Annotated in this window: 15 protein-coding genes; 13 read left to right on the forward strand and 2 right to left on the reverse strand. The window is 40.8% G+C overall.

The window, feature by feature from the left end; all coding sequences use genetic code 11:
• Positions 1 to 100: 100 nt before the first annotated feature.
• Both GD597_RS06720 and GD597_RS06725 read right to left on the reverse strand, forming a co-directional pair.
• Positions 101 to 313, reverse strand: coding sequence for a hypothetical protein (locus GD597_RS06720; RefSeq protein WP_171607058.1), 213 nt, complete (start codon positions 311 to 313; stop codon positions 101 to 103).
• Positions 314 to 443: 130 nt separating this feature from the next.
• Positions 444 to 1106: a 3-keto-disaccharide hydrolase gene (locus GD597_RS06725; protein WP_171607059.1), complete on the reverse strand. Its 663-nt coding sequence runs from the start codon at positions 1104 to 1106 to the stop codon at positions 444 to 446.
• A gap of 1056 nt (positions 1107 to 2162) precedes the next feature.
• Here GD597_RS06725 and GD597_RS06730 point away from each other — a divergent pair.
• The 13 genes from GD597_RS06730 to GD597_RS06790 all read left to right on the forward strand — a co-directional run bounded on the left by GD597_RS06730 (position 2163) and on the right by GD597_RS06790 (position 22955).
• The gene (locus tag GD597_RS06730) at positions 2163 to 5702 is read left to right on the forward strand and encodes a T9SS type A sorting domain-containing protein (protein WP_171607060.1); all 3540 of its coding nucleotides are present in this window, start codon (positions 2163 to 2165) and stop codon (positions 5700 to 5702) included.
• A gap of 310 nt (positions 5703 to 6012) precedes the next feature.
• Positions 6013 to 7137: an esterase gene (locus GD597_RS06735; RefSeq protein WP_171607061.1), complete on the forward strand. Its 1125-nt coding sequence runs from the start codon at positions 6013 to 6015 to the stop codon at positions 7135 to 7137.
• Positions 7138 to 7263: 126 nt separating this feature from the next.
• Entirely contained in the window at positions 7264 to 8517 is a 1254-nt protein-coding gene (locus GD597_RS06740; RefSeq protein ID WP_171607062.1) for a flavin-dependent oxidoreductase, read from the forward strand.
• A gap of 3 nt (positions 8518 to 8520) precedes the next feature.
• Positions 8521 to 8985 carry a DUF3237 domain-containing protein gene (locus tag GD597_RS06745; protein ID WP_171607063.1) on the forward strand — a complete coding sequence of 155 codons (465 nt, stop codon included), beginning with the start codon at positions 8521 to 8523 and terminating at the stop codon, positions 8983 to 8985.
• 18 nt (positions 8986 to 9003) lie between these two features.
• A complete protein-coding gene (locus GD597_RS06750) occupies positions 9004 to 9879 on the forward strand; it encodes an alpha/beta hydrolase (RefSeq protein WP_171607064.1) in 876 nt (291 codons plus the stop codon).
• A gap of 161 nt (positions 9880 to 10040) precedes the next feature.
• Complete coding sequence (locus tag GD597_RS06755) at positions 10041 to 11189, forward strand: alpha-hydroxy acid oxidase (protein ID WP_171607065.1); 1149 nt, start codon at positions 10041 to 10043, stop codon at positions 11187 to 11189.
• A gap of 233 nt (positions 11190 to 11422) precedes the next feature.
• Positions 11423 to 14119, forward strand: coding sequence for an alpha-L-rhamnosidase (locus GD597_RS06760; RefSeq protein WP_171607066.1), 2697 nt, complete (start codon positions 11423 to 11425; stop codon positions 14117 to 14119).
• Between the two features lie 231 nt (positions 14120 to 14350).
• The gene (locus GD597_RS06765) at positions 14351 to 17107 is read left to right on the forward strand and encodes a family 78 glycoside hydrolase catalytic domain (protein WP_171607067.1); all 2757 of its coding nucleotides are present in this window, start codon (positions 14351 to 14353) and stop codon (positions 17105 to 17107) included.
• Positions 17108 to 17249: 142 nt separating this feature from the next.
• Complete coding sequence (locus tag GD597_RS06770) at positions 17250 to 17546, forward strand: Dabb family protein (RefSeq protein WP_171607068.1); 297 nt, start codon at positions 17250 to 17252, stop codon at positions 17544 to 17546.
• 108 nt (positions 17547 to 17654) lie between these two features.
• The gene (locus GD597_RS06775) at positions 17655 to 19079 is read left to right on the forward strand and encodes an arabinose isomerase (RefSeq protein WP_171607069.1); all 1425 of its coding nucleotides are present in this window, start codon (positions 17655 to 17657) and stop codon (positions 19077 to 19079) included.
• A 214-nt stretch (positions 19080 to 19293) separates the two neighbouring features.
• On the forward strand, positions 19294 to 20385 hold the full coding sequence (gene rhaT / locus GD597_RS06780; protein ID WP_171607070.1) for an L-rhamnose/proton symporter RhaT: 1092 nt from the start codon (positions 19294 to 19296) through the stop codon (positions 20383 to 20385).
• Between the two features lie 61 nt (positions 20386 to 20446).
• Positions 20447 to 20809 (forward strand): four helix bundle protein, encoded by a 363-nt coding sequence (locus tag GD597_RS06785; RefSeq protein WP_171607071.1) that lies wholly within the window; start codon positions 20447 to 20449, stop codon positions 20807 to 20809.
• A 25-nt stretch (positions 20810 to 20834) separates the two neighbouring features.
• The gene (locus tag GD597_RS06790; RefSeq protein ID WP_171607072.1) at positions 20835 to 22955 is read left to right on the forward strand and encodes a bifunctional aldolase/short-chain dehydrogenase; all 2121 of its coding nucleotides are present in this window, start codon (positions 20835 to 20837) and stop codon (positions 22953 to 22955) included.
• Positions 22956 to 23017: the final 62 nt, after the last annotated feature.

Here is a 23017-nt window from a genome sequence, read left to right on the forward strand (position 1 = left end):
AGCAAAATATTTTATAATTCCCTGGCGCTGCACCATGCACCGGAATTTAACAAAATGCAAATAGAAAGTTTATTGAGGACATGAACCTTGGCAATAAATATTATCCCTTTCTGTTGTCCCATTCTGCTTCTTTTCCAAAGTGCTTTTTCGAATTGGCTTTAATAAATTCTTCGGCTTGTTTAATGGTCATAACATCAAAGCCTTGATATTGTGAAACTGCCGGATTTGAACGATAAATATAAAAGTCAGATAGGTCAGCTAACTCGAGGTGGTGAATATTAAGGCTTGTTGTTTGTATTTTCAGTATCTCCATTATTTAAATTTCTGGGGGCTATTATTTGTGGGGATTGCTTTTTCGCTCTGGTCAATGTCTTCACCAACCCTGGCAGTAAGAGAATCTTCAACCGGATTAAAATAGTAAACGAAATGATACAGGATTTTCATTATCTCATTTCTGTAATAAAGATATTTTTGTACCACACCTTTGTTTTACCGCCACCATGAATCTGTAGGCCTATCAGGCCTTCTTGCGGAATGAAATTATTAGTTTCTGTATAGTTCACGGTTTGTACGCCGTTTAAAAATATTTCAATATGATTGCCCATAGCGTGTACCTCAAAATCATTCCAGTCATCGGGTTTAAGCAACTTTTTTATTAACAGGGAATCTGTACCTGCCAGTGTTTTATTTCGTCTTGATTCATCATAAAGGCTTGCCCAATAACCGGGACCCAAATCGGCCTGGTATCCAACCATTTCATACGAAGAATCAACCATTTTCATGCTGCGAAATTGCACACCGGCATTCATAAACCCTTCTTTACAAACCAACTTGAATTGCAGCGTTAATATAAAATTGCTGTAACTCTTTTCTGTTGTGAGAAAAAAATTGTGGGCCACCGTCACTTCAAGTGAGCCACCTGAAATAGCAGTATTTTCTAAATGCCATGTGTTACCAGTATCTCCGTCCCACCCGCCAAACGTTTTTCCGTCAAAAAGCTTTACAGTTTTTTCTTTAGCAGCCTTGTTACTAGCTACCTGGCCATCTGCCGGCGGGTGAACAAAAAGGGAAAAACATGCAAACATGCAGTATAAACAGTATTTCATATAGCGCAAGATTTAAAAACAAAGAACGGGTTATAATCCAAATTACCCAATTTTTAATCTTTTCACTCTGGTTCGTGGCTCCACAAACTTTTTCGCTTACATCTACGCAGCAATAAAAGCCCCATTAATGGTCTAACCGTACAAGACTGCGACGCAAGTATAGCTACATGGAAAACCAATGCCGGGTACAAAAACAATGACTTAATTTCCTTGATTAAAAACGCTATTATTAGCAGTGCCAAAAATACAAAATAAACTTGCGCAATACCACCATGGTTAGGGTGCATTAGCAGTGAAATTGTAATTTGGTAAGGCGACTAAGAAGCTAGGCAATAGGCTGAGCCCGGCACTACCTATTATGGCAGCCTGCTTGCGTCGCACTCTTCAGGTTCCTGGTCAATAATCGGAAAGGCGAAATCACGGCACTCGCAAAATATAAAATATACGTTTACTTTGGCAAGGATGAGGCAAACAGCATTTATTGTAAACCCCAGAACGGTTACTGCTCTTCGGGAAGCCAATTGATGCATTTATGCCAAATACAAATTTGCGAGCTGCCGCAAAAGGACTTATGAAATTTAGTGATGAATAATAGATATTTATATTAGCGGCAAGAAATTCAGCTTGCAGAAATCAGATGTATATTGTAACTAAAACTAAAAAATAAATATAAAGAAATATCGATATTTGATTTTTTAGCAGTTCAACTTCGTTACATATATTTTGCCTTCTTTGGTTTACTCACTTGTGCAATCTAAGCTTTATTGAGTTAAGCCATTTTTTTAAGGCTAAGGTTTATCAGAAAAGGTAAGTTAATTCATTTGTATTATAGGTTTAGGCACACATCTTTGCGTTTCTTTTTTTGATTACAAAGCAATCGGAGCAATTGACATTCTTTACCAACTTGTGAGCTAACCTTTCGATTGGTTAGTTTTCATAGGTTATAAAAATTATTATCCTTAGTTTAGGGTAGTAATTATCTAGGGAAATGGACAAAGTATCATTCGTTTCTCTGTTTAGTTGCAACTCATCTTTATTATTAATAATTATCAGCATATGCCAAGTAGAGTAAAATTCATTAAAAAGGGATTTATCCTGCTATATTTTTGTTTATTGTTCAGGCAGCAAATAAATGCTCAAAGCACAGATTTTCAACTACCGGCTCCTATTGGTGGACAAACAATTACGTTAAAAGTATTGACTAACGGCAACTATGTAATTGCAGATCCTTATTTTAATGATGGATCTATTCCACAGGTGGGTGTAGTTTTTCTTTATGATGGTTTAACCAATACATTAATCAGTACACTTAAAGGAACCACTGCCTACGACCTGATAGGGTTGTCGGTAACCGCCTTAAGCAATGGCAATTATGTTGTTAGCAGCCCCTATTGGGATAATGGCAATATTATAAATGCAGGGGCTTTTACCTGGTGCAATGGTACAACCGGTCTAAATGGGGTGGTAAATATTAACAACAGTTTGGTGGGTAGCTCTAAAGATGATTTAGGAGCTTCAATCTACCCTTTAAGCAATGGCAATTATATTTTACGTTGCAACTCTTGGGATAATGGTGCAATTACCAACGCCGGTGCTGTAACCTGGTGCAATGGAGCCACAGGGATAACCGGTGTTGTGAGTAGTAATAATAGCCTGGTGGGCAGCCACATTGATGATTATATCGGGTCTGACATAGTACTTCTAAAAAATAGTAACTACATAATAATTAGTCCCAATTGGAAATGGGATGGTGGTTATGGTGCGGTAACATGGGGAAGCGGTACTGAGGGGGTAAAGGGCGAGATAGGTAGCAATAATAGTCTTTTAGGAAGAAGTGAGGGTAGTATCGGATCAGAAATATTCGTATTGAATAATGATAACTATGTGGTTTTGAGCAATCATTGGAAAAGCGACTCTGTTAATGAAGCTGGTGCAGTCACCTGGGGTAGCGGCACAAATGGAGTAAGCGGCTATATAGACGTGAACAATAGCCTCGTAGGTATAGGTGAAGGAAATCCCAACATAATACCGCTTACTAATGGCAATTATGTGGTAATGAGCCCACAATGGCGTAAATTAAAAGATGGAATAGAAAATGTTGGTGCGGTTACCTTCTGCGACGGTTTTACTGGCACTAGTGGGGTGATCAACAGTAACAATAGTCTGGTAGGTGCTGATTTTGCTTCAGAATTAGGTAACAGTGTGATCGCCCTATCCAATGGAAATTATGTGGTAAATACCCCTCTCTGGGACCTAGACACGATAAAACTTGTGTTTAATGGAACCAAATATGACACCATAAAAGTCCGGATAGAAAATGTTGGTGCCGTTACATGGGGTAGCGGTACGGAAGGTATACATGGTGTTATATCCAAATACAATAGCCTGGTAGGAACTCAGGCAAATGATTTAGTTGGCCTCGGCATAATTCCACTAAGAAGCGGGGATTATGTCACGATCAGCTCGTTATGGAATAATGAAACTATACCGAACGCAGGAGCGGTAACTTTATGCCCCGGAAACGCAAGTGTAACGGGTGAAGTTAACAAATTCAACAGTGTTGTAGGCAGCACAGCTTATGATCATGTTGGCAATGGAGGCGTTGCTGAACTCACCAATGGCAACTTTGTTGTTAGCAGCTATAGTTGGGATAATAGTACAACAGGCACTGTTGATGCAGGTGCAGTTACCCTGTATAATGGCTTGAAGCCTTTTAAGGGAGAAGTAATTGAACTATATAGCCTCGTGGGTGACAAAACCAACGGCAATGTGGGCAGTTATGTAACACCTTTGACCGATGGAAATTTTGTAGTTTCCAGCCCCGCTTGGGATAACATTGCAGGCGCAGTAACCTGGTGCGATGGGTTTTCTTTTTTAGGGGCAACTGTAAATAACTTAAACAGTCTTGTAGGCAGTGCAGCCAACGATAGGGTGGGCTATAAAATAGTGCCTCTTTCAAATGGAAATTATATAGTTGCAAGTCCTTTTTGGGATAATGGTGCATTAAATGATGCGGGTGCAGTTTCCTTCGGAGGCTATGGATTCGATTTAACCGGGGCAATATCCAAAAACAATAGTTTGGTTGCAAACGAGGCTGGAGCGTGGTTAGGGTATAATGGATTAAGGACGCTTAGTAACGGCAATTATGTAGTAGAATACCCTGATTGGGATAATGGCACAATCATCAATGCCGGTGCTGTAACCTGGGGTAACGGGTTGACCGGCACATCTGGAGATATTAGCAGCAGCAATAGTCTTGTAGGTAGTTCAATAGGTGAAAGGGTGGGAATTAGTGTTGTTGCGCTTACTAACGGCGATTACATTGTAAAAACTGCAGGCTGGGATAATGGAGCAATTTCTGATGGTGGCGCCGTGTCTTTTGTTAGTGGTATAAATGGTCTAACCGGAACCATTAACTCCTGCAACAGTGTATTAGGCACAACCATCGGTAGTGGTAGTAAAACGGTGAGTGAATTTAATTACATTTATAATTACCTGCTGGTTGTTCGACCACTGGATAATATAATGACGAGATATGACCAGGCAGATGCAACACTTGCATCTGCTAAAGCAAACAACTCGGTAAATATAGCCGGCAATGGAGACCTGCCCTTATTAAGCAATGATTGTAAATTGATTGCAACAATAGAAACTGGTGTTAGTAATGGAACATTAAGTGGTACAGTTAATAGTAAGTTATGGATAGATGGAACGCAGTCCGCCAAATATGCCAAACGCCATTATGAAATAACACCTGCATCAAATGCATCAACTGCTACTGCCAGAATTACATTGTATGCAACCCAATCTGAGTTTAATGATTATAATAATCAAATACCTTCTCCTACACTTTTAATGCCGACCAATAGCAACGATAATCTGGGTATTGCGAACCTTAGAATTGAAAAACGCGGTGGTACCGGCGACGAAAATGGTTCTCCTGATTCTTACCAAGGCCCCAAACAAATTATTGACCCAGCTGATAAAGATATTGTTTGGAATAATATTCAAAACAGATGGGAAATAAGTTTTGAAGTAACAGGGTTTAGTGGCTTTTTTATCACCACCGGTTCAATTGTTTTAGCAACTAATTGGTTATCCTTTACAGGCAATCTAAATGGCGAGAAGCATGCGATTCTAAATTGGAAGGTACAGGAGCAGGCTGTTGCCAGATATGAAATTGAAAAGAGCATAAATTCTTTTCAATTCAGTAAAATAGGAGTTCTAAATAGTAAAGGCGAGGGTGTAAACTCTTATTCATTTATGGAAAGCATGGTACTTTCAGGCGAGGGTTATTATAAAATAAAGCAAATAGATAAGAATGGCAATTACACCTATTCACGCATAGTAAAATTATTCGCAAATGAGAATCCCCTTTTGTCCATCTTTCCAAATCCTGCAAATGATAAGGTAACATTATTGGTTGATAAGGCTTTGTTGAATAAAAAAATTGTCCTCACAGATCTTTGTGGTAAGCCATTGCAAGTATTAACTATTAATGAATTATCACTTAATATTAAAATAGGTAACTATGCTAATGGTGTATACATATTGAATTTTGAAGATGGAACCAGAAGAAAAATTCTTAAACAATAAGGTAAATTAGAATAACTTTTGGGCATAAAGATTAACATCAGTCGTTTTTCACATTCTTTGCAATCCTTCTAGATATTTGTCCAACACTGATATTTTTTAGATTATTGGTATAATAATCAAATAACCCCAAATTTTCTTGGTGTTAATAAATGCATATTTTATTCTTCTTATTAAAACATGTTGTATTAAAAAATATCTCGCCCCCGTTGACTAAAATCATTAATCGAAAATATATCCCAATAAGTGTTTTTCGACCTAATAATAAAAGGATTTTTATAAATGATATGAACCGTCATAATTATTCACAAGTATGAGAAAAATATTAATTCCTGTATTATTGTTATTGGCGATTGCTGCTAAGGCCCAACCTCCAAGACCTTCACCAACACCAAACGATACGTTGCAAGCGATAAGAGTTGTTGGCGATGGCATAGTGCTATTAAGCATTTATGCACCCAAAGCAACTTCGGTTACCGTACTGGGCGATTTTTTAAAGGAATACAAACCACTAGCACTAAGTAAAGCCGATAACGGCGTATGGTCTGTAACTATAACTGATCTTTTACCTGATGTATATACCTACGATTTTACAGTTGACGGTATAAAAACATTTGACCCTAAAAACCCGCAATACAAAGAAGGAGAAAATGGCTTATCAAATATTTTTGAATTAACCGGTACAGAGGCCGATTACTGTGCTGTAAAAAATGTACCACATGGCAAAGTGGAAACAGTTTGGTTTGCCTCTGCCGTAATGGGCAATACCTGCCGTATGCATGTGTATACACCACCGGGTTATGAGAAAATGAAGGGCAATTTGCCTACCCTGTATTTACAACATGGCGGTGGCGATAATGATGCCGCGTGGACAACCGCAGGGAAAGCCAATTTTATTCTTGACAATTTATTGGCCGAAGGAAAAATTACTCCTATGGTTATTGTAATGCCCATGGGGCATCCATCTCCGGGTTTTCATATGGAACCCGGAATAGATGCAGATCCTTATTACAAACAGTTGTTTACCGATATAATGCCTTATATAGAATCGCACTACAAGGTTTCTGTAAAGCGAAATGATAAGGCCTTTGCCGGTTTATCCATGGGTGGTATCCAGGCGTTGAATATTGCTTTGTTTGCACCGGAAAAATTTGGTTATGTGTTGCCCCTTAGCACTGGTTATTTCCCTGCACAGCTAAAATCGCTGGAAGATAAATACAGTGCTGTTTTAAAAAATCCTGCCATTAATACCTTACAGCTTTTTTGGATAGCCATGGGTGGTGAAAAAGATATTGCTTATCAAAATGGGTTAAATGTAAATGCCCTGTTTGATAAGTATGGCATTAAATATACTACTAATACCTATGCAGCTGCTCATACATTTATTACCTGGCGGCATAACCTGTATGAATTTGCGCCTTTATTATTTAAAAAATAGCCAGCAATACCTTTTGCGTGATTACAGTTTAGATTATAGTTGAATAAAAATGTACAGAACTGTTGAATAAGATTATTTTTAGGTGTGCCTTTATAAGTAAATCGGTTAAAGGTAAACAGTGCAGATATGAAGGAAAATAGCATTATTATTGTTGGTGCTGGTATTGGCGGACTTACCACCGCACTTAGCCTGCATGCAAAAGGTTTTAAGGTTGAGGTATATGAATCAGCCAGGGAAATAAAACCTTTGGGGGTGGGTATTAATTTATTGCCTCATGCAGTTAGGGTATTAACCAATTTGGGTATTCAACCTCACCTTCAGGAAGTGGCAGTAGCCACCAAAGAATTGGTTTATTATAACAAATTCGGGAAAAGAATATGGCAGGAACCCCGCGGTAAATTTGCCGGTTATAACTGGCCTCAGTTTTCTATTCACCGTGGTACTTTTCAAATGCAGTTGTTGCAGGTGGCTAAAGAACTACTGGGCGAAGCAAATATTCATACAGGTCATTGTTTGCAATCATTTAGTCAGAACGAAAACAAGGTAAAGGCAATCTTTATTGATAAAGAAACGGGTATTTTAAAAGCTGTTGCAGAAGCCGATATGTTAATTGGCGCCGATGGCATTCACTCAATAGTACGTAAACATTTTTATTCAGAGGAAGGCGCTCCTAAGTTTTCAGGAATTATTTTGCACCGGGGTACCACCATGGCTACGCCATTTCTTTCCGGGGCTTCTATGATTATGGCGGGTAGTGCCAGTAAAAAATTTGTAGCCTATCCCATTTCTCCGGTTTTAGATGAAAATGGCCGGCAACTCATAAATTGGATTGCAGATTTGAAAGTGAATCCCGAGGATAATATTATGCCCCAGGATTGGAACCGCAGGGCCGACAAGGATAAATTATTGCATGAATTTGGTACCTGGCAATTTGACTGGTTGGATATCCCTGCCATCATTGGCAATGCTTCAGCCATTTATGAATTTCCGATGAGCGACCGCGATCCATTACCCCAATGGTCATTCAGCCGCATTAGCTTATTGGGCGATGCGGCACATCCCATGTATCCTATTGGCTCCAATGGTGCTTCTCAGGCCATACTGGATGCGGAATGCTTAACAGAATCATTGCTGCAGCATAATAATGCTGTACAGGCTTTGGAACATTATGCATCCATACGTTTGCCAGCTACCGCCAAAATTGTTTTGCAAAACAGGCAAATGGGGCCTGAGCAGGTAATGCAGATTGTGGAAGATAGGGCGCCCAATGGGTTTGAACATTTGGATGATGTAATTAGCCGGGAAGAACTGGAAGCCATTGCGGCACGATATAAACAAATTGCAGGATTTGATAAGGATGCATTAAATCAAAAACAATAAAGGATGAAAGCTCCTCAATTAGCATTTGCATTCGAAATAAATATTATGGTTGCTCCTGGTCAAATGCAGGAGCTGGGCCTGACGGGTAAAGGTGTTAGAAGGGTAATTCCAATACTAGGTGGCAGCTTTGAGGGGCCTGCTATTAATGGCACTATTGTACCCGGTGGGTACGACTGGCAATTATTGCGTAATGATGGGGTGGCAGAAATTGATGCCCGTTATTTGTTGCAAACCAACGATGGCGTTTTAATCACAATAGTAAATACCGGTTTGCGCCATGGCCCTGAGGAAGTAGTGCAAAAAATGGCCAGGGGAGAAGCAGTTGACCCTGATGCATATTATTTTCGCACCATCCCGGTTTTTGAAACAGCAGATGCACGTTATGATTGGCTTACTAAAAATATTTTTATTGCCAATGGCATTCGTAAACCTGATCAGGTTACTATTCAGGTTTGGAAAGTTGTATAAAATTATAAATCAAATAGTATGTGTAAGCGTTGTTTGTTTTTGCTGGTACTCATGGTATCAGTAGCCCATGCGCAAAAAGTAATAAACCTGTACAATGGGGCAGCACCCGGTTCAGAAAAATGGAGCTGGCGTGAGCAGGAGAATGTAAAAAACATGTTTCAAACGCCGGTAGTGTATAATGTTGTACAACCTACCTTAACCGTATTTCTTCCCGATCCTGCCAATGCTAATGGTACTGCAGTAATCGTTTGCCCCGGCGGTGCATTTCATACTTTATCAATAGAAAGTGAAGGCAATGAAGTAGCCAAATGGCTTAACAAAAAAGGTGTGGCAGCCTTTGTGTTAAGGTATCGGCTGGTGCATAGTGTTACTGATGATCCGGTAAAAGAGTTGATACCTAAAATGGCCGATTTTAAAAAGCTCGATCAGGAAAATGATTCTGTGGTAGCCATGGCTATTGCCGATGGCAAAAAAGCGATTGAATATGTACGTCAAAATGCTGCAGCATATGGCATTAATCCACACCGTATAGGTATTATGGGTTTCTCCGCCGGTGGTACGGTAACCATGGGTGTTGGATTTACCTACACACCCGGCAATCGCCCCGATTTTTTAGCGCCTGTGTATCTGTATAAAACCGCTTTGGGCAATCCTGCCGTACCTGCTGATGCGCCCCCCGTTTTTATTTGCGCTGCCAGCGATGATCAGCTGGGGCTGGCAAAACACAGCACTACTTTATATAATCAGTGGCTCGATGCGGGTAAATCGGCTGAATTGCATATGTATCTTAAGGGTGGTCATGGTTTTGGCATGCGAAAAAATAATATTCCAACCGATACATGGATTGAGCGCTTTGGCGATTGGCTTTCCCTGCAAGGTTTATTAAGCAAATAAAGTATAAATAATGTTGAGCCCGGCTATAGTGCTGCTATCAGGCATCCGTTGCGTCGCACTCTTCAGCGTTTAGCCCAATCTTCGGCAAGGCGTACAAGTGTGCGACGCAAGTAAAGTTCAATAGTCTTACAAAAGCTTGGCTCATCTGCAAAAAAATAGTTATGACAATAAAATACAACAGCTCATATCCATCCATAGAAGATTTAAAGAAAAAAGCTCAACAAAAAATTCCCCGTTTTGCTTTTGAATACCTGGATGGTGGTTGCAACGAAGATGTAAACCTGCATAAAAACACTACTGAATTAAGGCAGGTAGAATTAAAACCTTATTACCTGGAAAACTACCGTACACCCGATATGCGTACCGAATTGTTTGGCCATGTATACGATGCGCCGTTTGGTATTGCACCGGTTGGTTTACAAGGGTTAATTTGGCCCGGATCGCCTGAAATACTGGCCCGTGCTGCATTTGAACACAATATACCTTTTGTGTTAAGTACCGTGTCAACCTCCTCTATTGAAAAAATTGGGGAAATCACCGAAGGCCGTGCCTGGTTTCAATTGTATCACCCCGCCGAAGCATCGGTAAGAGACAGTATAGTTAAACGTGCCGCTGCCGCAAACTACCCCGTATTGGTGTTGTTATGCGATGTGCCTTCCTTTGGTTTCAGACCAAGGGATATTCGCAACGGGTTGGCCATGCCGCCGCGTATGACACTTAGAAATATTTTACAAATCATGGGTAAACCCCATTGGGCAATAAACACGTTAATACACGGGCAGCCTTCATTTGCCACCATGCAGCCATATATGCCCAAAGGTTTAAACATGAAACAGCTGGGTGCATTCATGAATAAAACATTCTCAGGCCGTTTAAATGAGGAAAGAATAAAGCCAATACGCGATTTGTGGAAGGGTAAAATAGTTTTAAAAGGTGTTGCCAGCGAAGAGGATGCCGCTATGGCATTAAAACTTGGGCTGGATGGCATTATCGTATCTAACCATGGAGGCAGGCAGTTGGATGCCGCTCAGTCATCCATCAAATCAATGCCCCCCATTGTAGAAAAATATAAGGGTAAATTGACTATAATGATGGATAGTGGTGTACGCTCCGGCCCAGATGTGGCAAGGGTTTTAGCCAGCGGCGCAGATTTTGCCTTTCTTGGCCGTTCGTTTATGTATGGTGTGGCGGCATTGGGTAAAGAGGGCGGTAATCATACCATTTCCATGTTAAAAACGCAATTGCAACAGGTAATGGAGCAGGTTTGCTGTACAACTGTAAAAGGTTTCCCTAATCATATTATTCCCTAATCTTACATCATGGACCCGGCATAGCAAAATACTTGAAGCCTCCGTTGCGTCGCACTCTTATACGTTCAGTAATTTATGCAGCTATTCAGCAAACTTCATTGCCTGGCTCATATTTGTCATAAACCAATAAAAATTATGTTTTCAGGATAGTACATGATGGTTACCAGTATTTACTATAGTACTTTCATTAAATTCATCTAACGTTTCAATAAAATAAGCCTCAATTATTTGCCATGAAGAAAATATTTATATCAGCTGCTGCCTTTTTGTGCATACTTGCGAGCAACGCACAGGTAAAAGTGCAGTACCTGCTAACTGAAAATCGCAACAACCCCATAGGTATTGATGTACAACAGCCACGCTTTAGCTGGCAATTGGCAAGTGACCAGAGAAATATCATGCAAACAGCTTACGAAATAGTTGTTTCCGGCGCCAAAGGGCCCATTTGGAAAACAGGAAAGGTAATGGGCGATCATTCTGTACAGGTACCATATGCAGGTCCGGCATTGGAAAGTACTAAAAAATATACCTGGCAATTAAGGGTATGGGATAACAGCGACAAGCCATCTGCATGGAGCGAACCTGCTTTTTTTCAAACGGCATTGGTTAAACCCGAAGATGGTAAAGCCAAATGGATAGAAGCCGGTTTTCAGGAAGATTCTGTTAACAGACCTGCTATTTTATTTCGCAGACAATTTGGATTAAATGGTAAAATAACCTCTGCAACGCTTTATATTACCGCACATGGTATGTACGAAGCACAGATCAATGGTAAAAGAGTAGGCGATGCCTATCTGGCACCAGGTTGGACAAGTTACAATAAACGCCTGCAATACCAGGCTTATGATGTAACCAATATGCTAACCAGCGGCAATAATGTAATTGGCGGTATGGTAGGCAATGGCTGGTACCGGGGTTATCTTGCCTGGGAGGATAATAAAAATATTTATGGTAAAAAGCTTGGCCTGCTGGTACAGTTAGAAATTACTTATAGCAACGGGAAAAAAGAAACCATCATATCAGATGAAAAATGGAAATCATCAACCGGGGCCATAAAAAGTGTAGAAATTTACCATGGCGAAACTTATGATGCAAGAGACGAAAAAATCGGCTGGTCTGCCACGGGCTACAATGATGCAGGCTGGAGTGGTGTTAACTTGCCTGCTGCTACTTACGATAATTTAATAGTAGCAGAAAACGAACCGGTAAGAAAGCATGAAACATTTAAAGCTGTCAAACTAATTACCACCCCCGCAGGTGAAAAAGTGCTTGACTTTGGGCAAAATTTAGTTGGCTGGGTAATTGTAACAGCCAATGGAAAAGCAGGTGATAAGATAACCATTAAACATGCCGAAGTGTTAGATAAGCAGGGTAATTTTTATACAGAAAACCTGCGTGCAGCAAAAGCTACGGCTACTTATATTTTAAAGGGCGGTGGCGAAGAGCATTTTGAGCCTCACTTTACTTTTTATGGTTTCAGATACATTAAAATTGAAGATTATACCGGAGAAATAAACCCCGATAATTTTACCGCTGTAGCATTGTATTCTGATATGCAGCCCACCGGCACATTTACATCTTCCAATGCTTTAATCAATCAATTGCAACACAATATTCAATGGGGGCAGCGGGGTAATTTTCTGGATGTGCCTACCGATTGTCCGCAACGGGATGAAAGATTGGGCTGGACAGGTGATGCCCAGGCTTTTTCCCGTACGGCTACTTTTAATTTTGGGGTAAATAATTTCTTTTCCAAATGGTTAAAAGATGTAGCTGCTGATCAGGAACCCAATGGCAGTATACCTTTTGTAGTTCCCAATGTACTTGGCCATAATGCCGTTGCTTCTGCCGGTTGGGCTGATGTGGCCACTATTATTCCATGGAATATGTACCTGGCTTATGGCGATAAAAAAATTCTGGAAACCCAATATCCCAGTATGAAAGCATGGGTAAAATATATGACCGACAGCAGCAAAAATGATTTATGGAATCATGGCTTCCATTTTGGCGATTGGCTCTTTTACCGCCCATTTGATGATAACGACGGAAGAGCTGCAGTAACAGATAAATATTTAATTGCACAATGCTTTTACGCTAATTCGGTACAATTGTTAATCAATACTGCAAAAGTGTTGCATAATGCTGCAGATGAGCAAATGTATACAGCTTTATTACAAAGGGTAAAAGATGCTTTTGTAAAAGAATATGTAACGCCCAATGGCCGTCTTATTTCAGGTACACAAACCGCATATGTGCTGGCACTGAATTTTGATATGTTGCCCGAAAACTTAAGAGCCCAGGCTGCAGCAAGGCTGGTTGAAAATGTAGAAAGTTATGATACCCATTTAACCACAGGCTTTTTAGGAACGCCATATTTATGCCATGTATTAACCCGTTTTGGTTATAATGATCTTGCATATTCCCTGCTGTTACAGGAAGACTACCCCTCCTGGTTGTACCCGGTTAAAATGGGCGCAACCACTATATGGGAAAGATGGGACGGACAAAAGCCCGACAGTAGCTTTCAAACACCTGGTATGAACTCTTTTAACCACTATGCCTATGGCGCTATTGGCGATTGGATGTATCGCAAAATGGTTGGGTTGGATACGTACGAAGATGGAGTTGGATACAAGCATATAAAAGTACAACCACATATCGGTGGCGGTTTTACCAATGCAACTGCCTCGCTTAAAACCTATTATGGTACAGTAAGCAGTGGCTGGAAAATACAGGGCAATACCACAATGCTTGATGTGGAAATTCCTGCCAATACCACTGCAACGGTTTTTATACCTGCGCCAAATGCAGCCGCCATTACTGAGGGTGGAAATGCATTACCCGCCAGCATAAAAGTGGACGGCTCAGAAAATGGATATGTGATGGTTAATATTGGCTCGGGCAGCTATCATTTTGCTGTAAGCAAATAATAGCCAGTTAAAAATTATCTATTAAAACCTGTGGTGCATAGCATTACAGGTTTTAATAATTATGGGCCAGACCATAGAATAGTTATCAGGCAGCACTTGCGTCGCACTCTTGTGCTGCAGAATGGTTATGGGCTGTTAACTCAAAGCTCAGTATGGTTCAGAACGTACAAGTGTGCGACGCAAGTAAAGAATAATAGTAAACAACAGCCGGGTAAAAAAACTTATCGTAGCATGAAAAGAAAAGTACTGTTTTATTTTTTTGTATTACTCTGCTCCATGCCGGCAACAGCACAAATACAGGTAGTTGCTGCCTTATGCGAAAACAAAGTGAATCCAATGGGCGTTGGTACCAGCGGTATTCATTTTGGGTGGGAGCTGGAAAGTGCTACCACAAATCAATACCAAACAGCCTATCAATTGGTAATTGCTTCTACTGCTGAAAACTTAGGCCGAAAACAATTTGATGTGTTTAATTCAAATAAGGTTGTCAGCAGCCAAAGTACCATGATAAATTTTACTGGACCTGCTTTGATGCCTGCACATACCTATTACTGGAAAGTTGGTGTTTGGGATAAAAAGGGAAAAAGGATTACCTGGAGTGCTGCACAGCAATTTACCACCGGTCTTTTTACCACCGGCGATTGGCTTAACGCTAAATGGATTGGATATGAAACGCTAGCCGATTCGTTAAGAACAGCACCAGCCATACACGCCCCTTTTGCCGATTCTCTGGGCAATAAATGCCTGCAACGCCCCGTGGTGCCGATGTTTAGAAAGCAGTTTGCCATTGGTAAAAAACTACAATCTGCCACATTGTTTATTACTGGTTTAGGTCAGTACGAAGTAAGTATTAATGGCGCTAAAGTGGGTAAGGCCTTTCTGGCACCTGGCTGGACCTATTTTGATAAAACAGTTTTGTATAATACCTACGATGTTACCAGCCAGTTGCAGCAAGGTAAAAATGCCATTGGTGCATTGGTAGGTAATGGTTTTTATAATATTAACCGCGAAAGGTATTTTAAAATAGTGTCGGCTTTTGGCATGCCACAAATGATATGCCGCCTGCAAATTGAATATGCAGATGGCAGTACCGAAAATATTGTATCGGATGAAAGCTGGAAAACCGCCCCATCGCCCATTACTTTTAGCAGCATTTATGGTGGTGAAGATTATGATGCGCAGCTGGAACAATTTGGTTGGAATACCAATGTATTTGATGATAGTAAATGGAAAAATGCGCTGGCCGTAAAAGCTCCTTTGGGCAAGCTATTGCCCGAGCAGGATTATCCGGTTGTGCTAACAGATAGTTTTTTGCCACAAAAAATATGGAGAACAGATACCGGGTTTTATGTGTACGACTTAGGTCAAAATATTTCAGGTATTGTACAATTAAAAATTAAAGGCAAAAAGGGAAAAACAGTAAAACTGGTACCAGCCGAATTAGTAAAATCAAATGGTACCGCTAATCAGGATGCTTCAGGAGATCCTTTTTATTTTACCTATACCTTGCGTAGCAACGAAGAAGAAATTTGGCAACCCCGGTTTACCTATTATGGGTTTCGCTATGTACAGGTAGAAGGGGCATTGCCCGATACTGTTGCCAACCCTGATAACCTGCCCATTATAACCGGGCTTAATTCTTTACACAACAGAAATGCCAACCCGCAAAATGGTTCTTTTGCCTGTTCCAATGCTTTGTTTAACCGTATTTATACACTGATTAACTGGGCCATTAAAAGCAATATGCAAAGTGTGGTAACCGATTGTCCGCACCGCGAAAAATTAAGCTGGCTGGAACAGGATTATTTAATGGGTGCCGGCATTCACTATAATTATGACATATACAGTTTGTACAGGCAATTAGTAAACGATTTAATAGATGCCCAGTATGAGCAAGGTTTTGTGCCCGATATTGCCCCTGAGTTTGTGGTGTTTGATGGTGGCTTTTTGGATTCACCGGAGTGGGGCAGTAGTGCTGTTATTTTGCCCTGGCTTTTATACAACTGGTATGGCGATACTGCTATTGTACAAAAAGCATATCCAATGATGGAGAAATATGTGGCTTATTTGGAAAGCAAATCAAACAACCACATTTTAACCCACGGATTGGGGGATTGGTTTGATTATGGTCCCAAAGAACCTGGCGAAGCGCAGCTTACACCCAAAGCGCTTACTGCCACCGCCATTTATTATTACGATGTTAGCTTGCTGGGTAAAATGGCTGATGTACTGCATTACACACAAGCGGCCAATGCATTAAGGCAACAGGCGCTGGCCATAAAGCAATCATTTAACCATACTTTTTTTAACCCAACAACAAAAGTATATGCCACCGGTAGCCAAACGGCAATGGCAATGCCATTACATGTTGGTTTGGTTGACGAATCAAATACCAAAGCTGTACTGCAAAATCTGGTTGACTCTATTTATGCCGGCAATAAAGCCCTTACTGCGGGTGACATTGGCTTCCATTTTTTGGTAAAAGCATTAGACGATGGTGGCGCCTCGCAATTATTGTACGATATGAATAACCGGGATGATGTACCCGGCTACGGCTTTCAGTTAAAAAAGGGTGCTACCGCATTAACCGAATCCTGGCCTGCCTTGGAGAATGTTTCCAATAACCATTTAATGTTGGGGCATATTATGGAGTGGTTATATAGCGGCCTGGCCGGCATAGGGCAGGAGGATAGCTCTACTGGCTATAAGATTATCAAAATAAGACCGCAACCTGTGGGTGATATTACTGCTGCCAATGGTAGCTTTCACACGCCATATGGTTGGGTTAGTACCAGCTGGACAAAAAACGAAAATGGCTTTGCGTTGCAAACACAAATACCGGTAAATACCACAGCCAATATTTATGTGCCGGCCACTGCCACTTCCTCCATTTTTGTAAATGGAAAAAAGAAAAATGACGTGCCTATAAAAGACAATGCAGCTATTGTAACCACCGGCTCTGGCAAATATTTAATTGAAGTAAAATAAAAGAACAAATGCATTATTTAGCCTGGCAGTTAGTAGTTTCAGCGGCTTCACTTGCGTCGCACACTTGTACTGTTGGTTCTTTATGCAGCAATAAAAAAGTTATTATAATTATAAATTAGGTAAACAGTATAAACATAAGAATATGATAAAGCATATGGTATTTTTTAGCCTGCATTATGCCAAAGGCTCAGCAGAAGTAAAACATTTTTTTGAAGGTGCGGCTACTTTGACTGCTATTGAAGGTGTTCAGCATTTTGAAAGTCTGCAGCAAACCAGTAAGAAAAATGATTTTCAATATGGCTTGTCCATGGAATTTGAAAACGAAGCCATTTACAAAGCCTATAATAATCACCCATTGCATGTGGCATTTATACAGCAATACTGGATACCCGGTGTGGCCGCATTTATGGAAATAGACCATGTGCCATTAGTATTTTAAGGCCGAGGTTGTTTACTGCTGCAATACTTGTTGCCGTACAAGTGTGCGACGCAAGTAAAGCTAAATTCGGCAACACATGTTGGGTTCAAAAAATTAAAACTACAGCACATGAATACATGTAAAGTGGGCTTGTTTGGTATTGGCCTGGATACTTACTGGCCTCAGTTTGAAGGACTAAAAGAGCGGCTGGAAGCTTACTTGCAGGTGGTGGAGCAAAAACTTACTGCAATGCATGGTGCTGTAGTAAACGCCGGCCTTGTGGATACCATTGATAAAGCTTTTGAAACCGGCCTGCTGTTTAAACAACAGGATGTTGATATTATTTTTTTACATGTTACCACCTATGCTTTGTCGGCAACGGTTTTACCTGTTGTTCAAAAGGCAAAAGTGCCTGTCATAATTTTAAACCTGGCACCTGAAGCGAATATAGATTATGCAATGTTCAATGCCCTGACTGACCGAACCACTATGACAGGTGAATGGCTGGCGCATTGCTCTGCCTGTTCTGTACCAGAAATTGCGAATGTGTTTAGTCGTGCAGGTATTCCCTTTAATCAGGTTACAGGCATGTTGCATAATGACCCCGGGTGTTGGAACGAAATTGCAGAATGGGTGCAGGCAGCCAATGTAGCGCATATAATGCAATATAACCGCATGGGTTGTATGGGCCATTATTATAGCGGTATGCTGGATATTTATACCGACCTTACCCAACAATACAACAGCTTTGGCGGACATATAGAATTGTTGGAAGTAGAAGAGCTGGCAACGCTACGCAAAGAGGTTACCGCCTCCCAAATACAAGAGCGTATGCATTTGTTTAATATCAGTTTTGATGTACAGGATGATTGCCCGGCAAAAGAGTTGGAGAAAGCCGCAATTACTTCGGTGGCATTGGATAAACTGGTTGAAAAATACAAGCTGGGGTCTATGGCTTATTATTATAAAGGCACTGGGAATAAAGACAATGAAGAAGCGATTAGTTCCATAATTCTTGGTAACTCATTGCTTACGGCAAGGGGTATACCTGTAGCAGGAGAATACGAAATAAAAAATGCACAAGCCATGAAGATTATGGACAGCTTTGGTGCAGGTGGTTCTTTTACTGAGTATTATGCCATGGATTTTGCCAGCGATGTAGTATTGATGGGCCATGATGGTCCGGGCCATATTGCCATTGCAGAAGGTAAAACTAAAGTTCGGCCATTACAGGTATTTCATGGAAAAGTGGGCAAGGGTTTATCTGTAGAAATGTCGGTAAAAAACGGGCCGGTTACCTTACTTAGTGTAGTAGAAAAAAAAGGCGGCGGATTACAATTACTGGTGGCAGAAGGTACCTCTGTAGCAGGGCCCATTTTGCAAATTGGCAATACCAATAGCCGCTATAGCTTTCCGATAGGCGCCCGCAAATTTGTAAACAGCTGGAATAGTTATGGGCCTGCCCACCATTGTGCAGTTGGGGTGGGGCATATTTATTCAAAAATTGAAAAGCTGGGTAAATTGCTGCAAATAGAGGTGATAAGAGTGTGCTAGCTTAATTTTTATTTTATGGTGGTGAGTTGCTGCTTTTTATTAAAAGTATAAGTTTTCGGATAATAATCCTGAGTATACTGTGTAGATAAAGCCCTATACTTTGGTTATGCCGGCTATAAAAATGGCAAATTTATCAAGACAGTACATGACAGTTGCCAGACATGGAGTTACTATTTTTACCACCTGTTCTTGCTATATAGAAAATCAATACAACATGGAGTCAATACTCGGCGTTATTTTTCATTTTATCGGCGGCTTTGCATCGGGAAGTTTTTACATGCCTTATAAGAAAGTAAAAGGCTGGCATTGGGAAAGCTTCTGGATTGTTGGCGGGATATTTTCCTGGTTTATTGTGCCACCTGTTGCAGCCTATTTAACCATTCCAGGTTTTATGGATATTATCAAAGGCGCCGGAGGAAGTACCATTGGCATTACTTATTTTTTTGGCGTGCTATGGGGCATTGGGGGCTTAACTTACGGGTTAGGTGTTCGTTATCTTGGCGTATCGTTGGGCAGTAGTATTATACTTGGTTTATGTATGGTTTTTGGGGCCATCATACCATCAGTTTATTATGATCTTTTTCCCAAAGAAGGGAAAGATACTTTTAGCATGCTGGTAGGTTCGGGCTGGGGACTTACAGTGTTGGCTGGACTGGCAGTATGTATATTGGGCATTACTATTTGTGGTAAGGCAGGTATGATGAAGGAAAAGCAATTGTCTGCCGCCAATACTACCGATCCTCATGGTGCCGACACCAAAACAGAATACAAATTTGCCCTGGGTATGTTTGTGGCCATAGTGTCGGGTGTGTTAAGTGCCTGTTTTAATTTTGGATTGGAAGCCGGTAAGCCCATGGCCGACCTTGCCAATGAATTATGGAAAGACGGCAACCCTAATCAGGGTAATTTCTTATACCAGAACAATGTAACCTATGTAGTGGTTTTATGGGGTGGGCTAACCACCAATCTTATCTGGTGCATGATCTTAAATGCACGCAATAAAACCTTTGGCGATTACACAAATAAAAAATCGCCATTACTTACCAATTATATTTTTTCGGCATTGGCGGGCACTACCTGGTTTTTGCAATTCTTTTTCTATGGCATGGGCGAAAGTAAACTGGGCAATGGTGCCAGCAGCTGGATTTTGCATATGGCATTTATTATACTTACCGCCAATATGTGGGGACTAGTATTAAAAGAATGGAAAGGCGTAAACAAAAAAACAATCACTACCATTATAGTGGGTATTTTAACTATTATTGTTTCAGTGCTATTGGTAGGGTATGGGAATGCGATAAAGTGATGGGCAGCTATTGGCCAATAGCTTTTAGCTGTTAGCTTTTGGTCTATAAAAAACAAATAATATGAAGAATTATAAGGAACTTATTATTTGGCAAAAGGGTATTGAAATTGTGAAAAGGATTTATGGCTTTGCAAATAAATTTCCGGATGAAGAAAAATTTGGGATAGTAGCACAAATGACCAAGGCAGCAGTTTCAATTCCGGCAAATATTGCAGAGGGAAGCAGTAGAAACAGTGATAAAGATTATGTCAGGTTTCTTCAAATTTCTTTGGGGTCTGTCTTTGAAGTACAAACATATTTGATTATCGCTAAAGAAATGAACTGGTTAATGGTGGAAGAAATAAAGGATATAGAAACGTTATTAGAAGAAGAAATAAAAATGATTCATCGATTTATAAATACTTTAAACAAAGCTAATAGCTAATGGCTAATAGCTGAAAGCTTTCATTATGAGTACAATACCAACCCAATTCAAACACGTAAGCTACCTGTGGGATGATGCAAAAGCCGCTGAACTGGCAGGCGATGAAGTAGCTTTACTCGTTTACCGATCTAATTTATTAGGTGCAGATTTGCGCCTGACCAACTATGGTGGTGGCAATACATCCTGCAAAGCCATGGCCAAAGACCCTATTACCGCACAAGAAACTGAAGTTATGTGGGTAAAAGGAAGTGGTGGCGATTTGGGCACCATGAAACGTAATGGCCTTGCCGCCCTATATGTTGAGCGCCTTCGCAGTTTAAAAAATATTTACCGTGGCCTTGCTTTTGAAGATGAAATGGTAGAATTATTCAACCATTGTATATACGATCTTTCTTCAAAAGCGCCATCTATTGATACGCCTTTGCATGGTTTTTTACCATTTAAACATATTGATCACCTGCACCCCGATGCAGCCATTGCCATTGCGGCGGCAAAAGATGGTGAGCAAATTACCAAAGACTTATTCAAGGGAACTATTGGCTGGGTAAAATGGCAAAAACCGGGTTTCGAACTGGGGTTGATGTTAAAACAATGCCTGGATGAAAATCCCGGTATCCGCGGAATTATGCTTGGCTCTCATGGTTTATTTACCTGGGGTGATACAGCTTATGAAAGCTATATCAATACCCTTGAGGTAATTGAAACCTGTGCCCAATATTTGGAAGATCATTACGGCAAAAAAGGCCCCATTTTTGGCGGACAAAAAATAAACGCTTTGCCAAAAGAAGAAAGGCTTGCAAAAGCTGCTACACTGGCGCCTGTTTTAAGAGGCTTCTGCTCTTCACAAACAAAAATGATTGGCCATTTTACAGATGATGACAGGGTATTGCAGTTTATTAATTCAAATGATTTGGATAGGCTGGCACCACTTGGAACAAGCTGCCCCGACCATTTTTTGAGAACCAAAATTTCTCCGTTGGTATTAAATCTTTCAACTGATGAAGATGTTACCAATACCACCGCAATAAAAGAAAAAATTGCACCCTTATTTTTAGAATACAGGGCTATGTATGCCGATTATTATAATAGTTGCAAACATCCAAACAGTCCGGCTATACGCGATGCCAACCCTGTAATTATTCTATACCCCGGTGTAGGTATGTTTAGTTTTGCAAAAGACAAACAAACTGCAAGGGTAGCTGCTGAATTTTATATCAATGCCATTAACGTAATGCGCGGCGCCGAGGCGGTAAGTGCATATACCTCGTTGCCCCGGCAGGAAGCTTTTAATATAGAGTACTGGCTATTGGAAGAGGCCAAACTGCAACGCATGCCCAAGCCAAAATCATTAAGTGGCCGTATCGCATTAATTACCGGCAGTGCCGGAGGTATTGGCAAAGCCATTGCAAAACGTTTTGCAGATGAAGGTGCCTGCATCATCATCAACGATATTAATGAAGAACGGATGCAAACCGCCATGCAGGAGTTTCAGCAACTATATGGCCGCGATACGGCTGCTGCTACTCTGTTGGATGTTACCGATAGTGCCTCTATAGAAAAAGCATTTGCCGCCGCTGCATTGGCATTTGGCGGCGTAGATATAATTGTAAATAATGCGGGTATCAGTATCTCCAAATCCATCACCGATCATACGATTTCCGATTGGGATAAGTTGTATGATATTTTGGTTAAAGGGCAGTTCCTGGTATCGCAACAGGGCATTGCCACTATGCGTAAACAAGGGTTTGGAGGCGATATCATTAACATCGTTTCTAAAAATAGTGTAGTAGCTGGTCCTAATAATGCCGGCTATGGTTCTGCAAAAGCAGCACAGGCACATTTGTCACGATTGCTGGCTGCAGAATTGGGTGGCGATAAAATTCGCGTTAACACCGTAAACCCCGATGCTGTTATTGCCGATAGCAATATTTGGGCAGGTGGCTGGGCCGAAGGGCGGGCCAAAGCATATGGTATAACGGTAGAAGAACTGCCGGCTTATTATGCAAAACGCACTTTGTTAAACGAAATGATTTTACCGGCCGATATTGCCAATGCCTGCTATGCGTTTGTGGGTGGTTTATTAAACAAATCAACCGGTAATACCCTTAACGTAGATGGGGGTGTGGCAATGGCATTTTTAAGATAAAGGCAATTTATGAAGCGGGCTTTTGTGCTTTGCTACTCATTACTTGCGTCGCACACTTGTAC

Origin of the sequence: Limnovirga soli, assembly GCF_013106755.1 — a bacterium.
Classification (GTDB): Bacteria; Bacteroidota; Bacteroidia; order Chitinophagales; family Chitinophagaceae; genus Limnovirga; species Limnovirga soli.